Genomic DNA, 5912 nt, shown 5'->3' with positions numbered 1-5912 from the left:
AATGTATTATTATAGTGAGCCTCAGCATAAGTAACAGATTGTATTGGCTCTACCTTTCCCCAAGTAGTAATACTACTTGAGTAATCAATTCCTCCAACTATTCCTTTTTTTATACTCGTTTCTGAACTCTCCTTACCATTAACAAAGCCCTTTTCTGTTGCTTCAAAAACACTACCCTTTATTCCATCTCTTATTATATCGTTAAATTGACCTATTTTCGGCATTTTACTGGCATTGTTTTGGGTTGCTTTCATATCAGGTGCAAGTGTCGTACCCATATCCCAGCCCTCCCCGATAACTAGAATGGAAGGATTTAAACTACTTAAGCTATTTCTAACTTCTGTCATCGTTTCTACATCAAGAAGCCCCATAAGGTCAAATCTAAATCCATCTAAATTATATTCTTTTGCCCAATACGTCACTGAATCAACTATGAATTTCCTTGCCATTGCATTTTCTGAAGCAATTGTGTTTCCGTAACCACTTTCATTTATGTTTTTTCCATCTTCTGTATATCTAAAATAATAGCCAGGTACTAATTTATTGAAATTAGAATCATTGCTGTTGAACATATGGTTATAAACTACATCCATAGTTACCCTTAGCCCTTTGTCGTGTAATGATTGTACTGCTTGCTTTAATTCTTTCACTCTAAGACTTGGATTATATGGATCTGTTGAATAACTCCCTTCAGGAGCATTATAGTTTTTAGGATCGTATCCCCAGTTAAATTGAGGCTTAGTGGAAGTCTCATCTAAACTAGCATAATCAAATATTGGCATAAGCTGGACATGCGTTACCCCTAAATCTTTTATATAATCAATACCTGTTTTTTTTCCATCGGCTCCAACTGTTCCTGTTTCAGTAAACGCCAAAAACTTACCTTTATTTTCCATGCCACTAGATTTATCAATAGAAAAGTCTCTAACATGTAGTTCATATATAATTGCATCCGTTAGATTTTTAAAATTAGGTTTTTCTTTAGGCTTCCATCTTTCTGGATTTGTTTCATTTAAATCTATTACAGCACCTTTATCTCCATTTGCAGCTACAGAACGAGCATAAGGATCAACTGCCTCAGTCCAAATTCCTCCAATATTAACCTTGTAAGTATAAAATATACCCTTTTGATCTCCTTCTAGGTCAACAAACCAGGTTCCATTTTCACCTTTATTCATAACCGCTTCATTACCTGTTTTAGCGTGCCACTCCATATAGGTTACAAGTTTTACCTCAGTAGCTGTTGGTGCCCAAACCTTAAAACTTGTTTTATATTTAGAATATGTATTGCCTAAATCTGACCCAGCGTAATAAAACATTTTTTCAAAACCATCACTTCCCATTACATCACCAAGAACTATACCCTTATCTGGGAACCCTTCTCTAGAAACCAGAAGTTTTTGACCTGGGTTCACATTTTCTGTAAGCTCTATTTTAGCAATTGTTGTAGTGCCATCAATTACACTATCACTTGTTATATTAGCTATTTCTACATCCAAGCCATCAGCCTTAACAGTAATGCCTTCATTGCTATCTGAGGTAAATGGAATTGCTATGTTCGTTTCTATGCTAATGATATTTAGCTCATCTAACTTTGCAACTGTAAATTCACCTGTTTCATCTGTAGTTTCATCAGCTTGAGTTGAAGAAATTGCTTCAGCTAAAGAATAATATACTGTAGTGTCGCCTCCATTAAGCCAAATTTCAGAAAAGCCATCTTCGAATTTCTCGACAAATCTATCATCCTCTGTATCTTTTTCCCACTCATCCGTACGCACTATGAATCCTACTTTATTTAAATCTCCATCAAATTCAACCTCGCAAATCCGACCAAATTCATCTTTTTTAGTAAAATTAAATTTACGACCGTCCTTTTCATCTGGCCACATCCACATATTCCATTTTGAATTACTTTTGGAATCTTTTGCATAATGAACAATTACCTTTGTTTTTCCGTTCATAGCAAACGTTTCCACACCCGGAGATAACAAAAAATATTGTGATATAATTAGAATAGTCGCAAGAAAGATGCTCAAGGCTTTCCTGGCGCTAAGATTTATCTTATCGTTCATAATAATCCTCCTCTGAAAATAAAAAAATACTTTCTAGTTAAGTATTCCACGCAAAATTACTAAACCCTCTCTGTAATATAAATTGTTAATATAAAATTCAAAATTTAATCAGTCCCACTAGCACTTTATTTTTTGCATGATATAATACTATTAGGTCAGGTGACACTATATAGTTAATACTATAACAACATACAACTTTTCATGAAATTTGGGGGATTAATCTATGAATATGAGCGAGCGAAAAAATCTTGTCCTGCAAGGGTCAATGTATAAAGTAATAATAACTTTGGCCGCACCGATAATGCTTAGTAATTTAATGCAGACTCTATACAGTTTAATAGATGGAATTTGGGTAAGCAAACTTGGCTCAATACAATTTGCTGCAATATCCTTTGTGTGGCCAGTTATGTTTCTATTTATTTCTGTAGGCGTTGGATTATTTATTGCAGGAACATCAATTCTATCTCAATTTATAGGTGCATCGAAATATAACAAAGCATCACAGTACGCATCTCAGCTTATTGCAATTGCAACTCTGTGTGGACTTTGTTTTTCAATAGTAGGTTATTTAACAAGCCCAATTATTATAAATCTTATGGGGGCAAGAGGTGAACTAGCAGGGTTTAGCGAAATTTTTTTAAGAATAACCTTTTTAGATATGCCCTTCACATTTTTATTTTTCTGCTTTAATGCTATTATGAGTTCACAGGGGAATACTCTAACACCCACTATATTAACATCTTTAAGTGTTATCATAAATGCTATTCTAGATCCCATTCTAATTTTTACCTTTAATATGGGCATTGTAGGAGCGCCTATAGCAACTCTTATATCAAAAATTCTTCTCGCAAGTGTAGGATTATATATACTTTACAAATCTACATCGAAAATAACCCCAAGCTTTAAAAATTTCAGATTTGATTTAAGTATCTTAAGTAAGATATTTAAGGTTGCACTACCATCCACTATTGGCCAAACAGGTGCTTCTGTTGGGTTTATAATACTTAATGGATTTATTGTATCTTATGGAACTGCAACTCTTGCCGCGTTTGGTATGGTGAATAGAATCACATCGCTTATTATGCAACCAGCCATGGGAATAGGCGCTTCACTAACAGCTATTGTTGGACAAAATATCGGTTCATCAAAGTTACCAAGGGTTAAAGAAGCTTTCCTTAAGGCATTAAAACTTACTACAACTATTTCAGTTATAGGGTGTATAGTCCTCATTTGGAAAGACAATGAAATAGTTAATTTTTTTATTCGCTCAAATGATGATAATAAAGTAATAACCGAGGCTATTACTTATTTAAAATATATATCTTTTTCAATGCCACTAATGGGCATAATGAGCGTATTTAAAGGTATATTCCAAGGTGCAGGTCACACAAAATACTCTATGACTATGGATATAGGTAGGCTATGGTTTGTAAGACTTCCTATGATCCTTCTCTTTAAATATTTTACTACCGTGGGCTCAAACGGAATTTGGATTTCTATGAGCTCTAGTAATTTAATTATTTGTCTATACGGATATTATCTTTATAGAAAAGGTAATTGGCAAATTAAAAATATTTAGTTTTTCAAAGTAATTTATTGATTTTGCCTTCCTGAATATATTTTATTAATAACATCCACTCTTATACTACCTAATACATTAGATAGTTTTATAGAAATATTACCATTCTTATAAATTCTCTCTTCGTTTGAATTAAATAAAATAGTTAATTTTTCTTCTAGCTTATCATAAGCGATAACACCGTCTAAATATAAATCTGTTAAATCTTTCAAACACATTGAAAGCTCTTTTGGGTCTTTATAAACTTTTCTCATATTGTACTCCTTACTATTCATTTGAATAAATGATTTTTCTATGTATGCTCCATATTATATCCTAATATGCTTAAAATTTAAAGATATCCCTTGAATTTTTTTTAATCTATTAAGAAAAATATACAAACTTATAAATTTACGAAGTAATATTGGATGTTATTACCATATTTATAAGTTAATTTTTTGTGGTATAATGTGGTTTGATAAAGAAATAGGGAGGTTTTTTAATGGCAATACTTACATCAATTAAGGATGCATTAAATGCACAACAATATAAATCTGAGATTGAAAAACTAATGGAGGAAAATAAAAATTTAAAATATATAAAATTAACTCCAACTCAATTAGGTATGAGTCAAATTTTAGCTAAAACTAAAGAACTTGAAGGAGAGTTAGAAGGATATTCAAATTTAATTGAAATAAAATCAAAAGATATAGAAGAACTTAATACAGAATATAATAACCAAGCTGTATCCCAATCCAAAGACTTCGAACAAAAGTCAAATGAATATGATGATTTAATAAAATTAAAAAGTAAAGTTCTTGAAGATAAATCAACTGAGTATGATGAATTTGTAGAAAATAAAAGCAAAGAATACGAAGATTTGATTAACCTTAAGGAAGATGAACTCCAACAGAAATCAAATGAATTTAAAATTTTAATGGAAACTAAAACACAAGCTATTGAGTCCCTCAATTCAGAATATAATAATGTAAAAACATGTGTAGATAATTTAAAGTCTCAAATAATAACACTAGATGGCGATATATTAATGCAAAGTTTTGGAATATCTAAACCTAATCATAATTTAATGGAATCAGAAAAATCTTCTAAGATGATACAAGATATTAAGGAAAAGCAAATGAGCATGATTAAATCTAAAGAAGCTATAGAATTTAAACAATGGATTGTTAACGGAGATATAAATGAAAATAGCCAATTAGATGTTGCTACAGAAAACATGATTAGACTTGTTATTAGAATTTTTAATGATGAGTGTGATTCTATAATTGATAAGGTGAAATACAGCAATTTAGAAGCAATAGAAAAATCCATCAAAAAATTCTTCGAAGATTTGAATAAGCTTGGTCATGTAACTCAAGTTAAAATATCCACTAAGTATTTAAATACTAAACTAGAAGAACTTTACCTTTTTTATGAATACAAATTAAAAAAGCAGGAAGAAATAGAAGAAAAAAGAAGAATCAGAGAAGAATAAAAAATCACTCTTAATTGAGTGATTTTTTATTTGCAACACTTAGAAATTATTCCGCCATTTCTAAAGCTATTTTCATCATATTAGTAAATGCACCTTGTCTTTCTTCAGATGTAGTTAGTTCACGAGTCACTAAATTATCGGATACTGTTAATAAACAAGCTGCTTTCTTACCAGATATATTTGCATTGTGAAATAGTGCAAATGATTCCATTTCTACTGAAGTACAACCGTGATGATTATAAATATCTTTATAATCATCAAAATTTTCACGATAAAATACATCAGAGGAGTGCACTATATGTTTGTGAACTTTAATACTAAGTTCCCCTGCAATTTTCTCTAATTTACTATTTAAGTCTTTTGATGCAGCAATAGTATCATATTCATACCCACTTTGGACTTTTGCATAAGTAGATTCACTCCATGCCTTCGTTGCTAAAATAACATCATATAAGTTTAAATCAGCAGTGTAAGCACCACATGAACCAATTCTTATAATATTTTCTACACCATAAAAATTAAATAGCTCGTAAGAGTATATACCAATGCTAGGCATACCCATGCCACTAGCCATAACCGAAATCTTACGTCCTTTATATGTACCAGTGTATCCCAATACATTGCGTACATTATTAAATTTCTGAACGTTCTCTAAAAATGTCTCTGCAATAAATTTTGCCCTCAAAGGATCACCTGGCATTAATACAGTTTTTGCAATAATTCCTTCTTCTTTTACTTCAATATGTGCTGTTGGTATCATATTGAACCCTCCTTATATTTATATTTG

5 protein-coding genes are annotated in these 5912 nt (G+C 31.3%); 2 read left to right on the top strand and 3 right to left on the bottom strand.

From position 1 onward, the window contains the following. Nucleotides 1-2072, bottom strand: a 2072-nt coding sequence (pulA, locus tag ACJAX4_RS21500; protein WP_435791487.1) for a type I pullulanase, incomplete at its 3' end; no start/stop codon positions are given. A 223-nt stretch (nt 2073-2295) separates the two neighbouring features. On the opposite strand from pulA, the gene ACJAX4_RS21495 reads away from it, so the two are divergent. Continuing rightward, complete coding sequence (locus ACJAX4_RS21495; RefSeq protein WP_435791486.1) at nt 2296-3651, top strand: MATE family efflux transporter; 1356 nt, start codon at nt 2296-2298, stop codon at nt 3649-3651. Nucleotides 3652-3665: 14 nt separating this feature from the next. Here ACJAX4_RS21495 and ACJAX4_RS21490 read toward each other — a convergent pair whose 3' ends face one another. Beyond that, nucleotides 3666-3905 (bottom strand): TIGR04540 family protein, encoded by a 240-nt coding sequence (locus ACJAX4_RS21490; RefSeq protein WP_435791485.1) that lies wholly within the window; start codon nt 3903-3905, stop codon nt 3666-3668. Nucleotides 3906-4132: 227 nt separating this feature from the next. On the opposite strand from ACJAX4_RS21490, the gene ACJAX4_RS21485 reads away from it, so the two are divergent. Further along, nucleotides 4133-5125 (top strand): DUF4041 domain-containing protein, encoded by a 993-nt coding sequence (locus tag ACJAX4_RS21485; RefSeq protein ID WP_435791484.1) that lies wholly within the window; start codon nt 4133-4135, stop codon nt 5123-5125. A 46-nt stretch (nt 5126-5171) separates the two neighbouring features. On the opposite strand, the gene deoD is transcribed toward ACJAX4_RS21485, so the two are convergent. Then, complete coding sequence (deoD, locus tag ACJAX4_RS21480; RefSeq protein WP_435791482.1) at nt 5172-5885, bottom strand: purine-nucleoside phosphorylase; 714 nt, start codon at nt 5883-5885, stop codon at nt 5172-5174. Between the last annotated feature and the right edge of the window lie 27 nt (nt 5886-5912).

The organism is Clostridium sp. (assembly GCF_051278035.1).
Taxonomy (GTDB): Bacteria; Bacillota; Clostridia; order Clostridiales; family Clostridiaceae; genus Clostridium_AD.
Note: the sequence above shows the minus strand (reverse complement) of the source record. Positions and strands in the feature narration are given on the sequence as shown.

Coding starts and splice junctions, on each gene's coding strand:
- ACJAX4_RS21495 (WP_435791486.1), top strand. CDS start 2,296: ATGAATATGAGCGAGCGAAAAAATCTTGTCCTGCAAGGGTCAATGTAT.
- ACJAX4_RS21490 (WP_435791485.1), bottom strand. CDS start 3,905: ATGAGAAAAGTTTATAAAGACCCAAAAGAGCTTTCAATGTGTTTGAAA.
- ACJAX4_RS21485 (WP_435791484.1), top strand. CDS start 4,133: ATGGCAATACTTACATCAATTAAGGATGCATTAAATGCACAACAATAT.
- deoD (WP_435791482.1), bottom strand. CDS start 5,885: ATGATACCAACAGCACATATTGAAGTAAAAGAAGAAGGAATTATTGCA.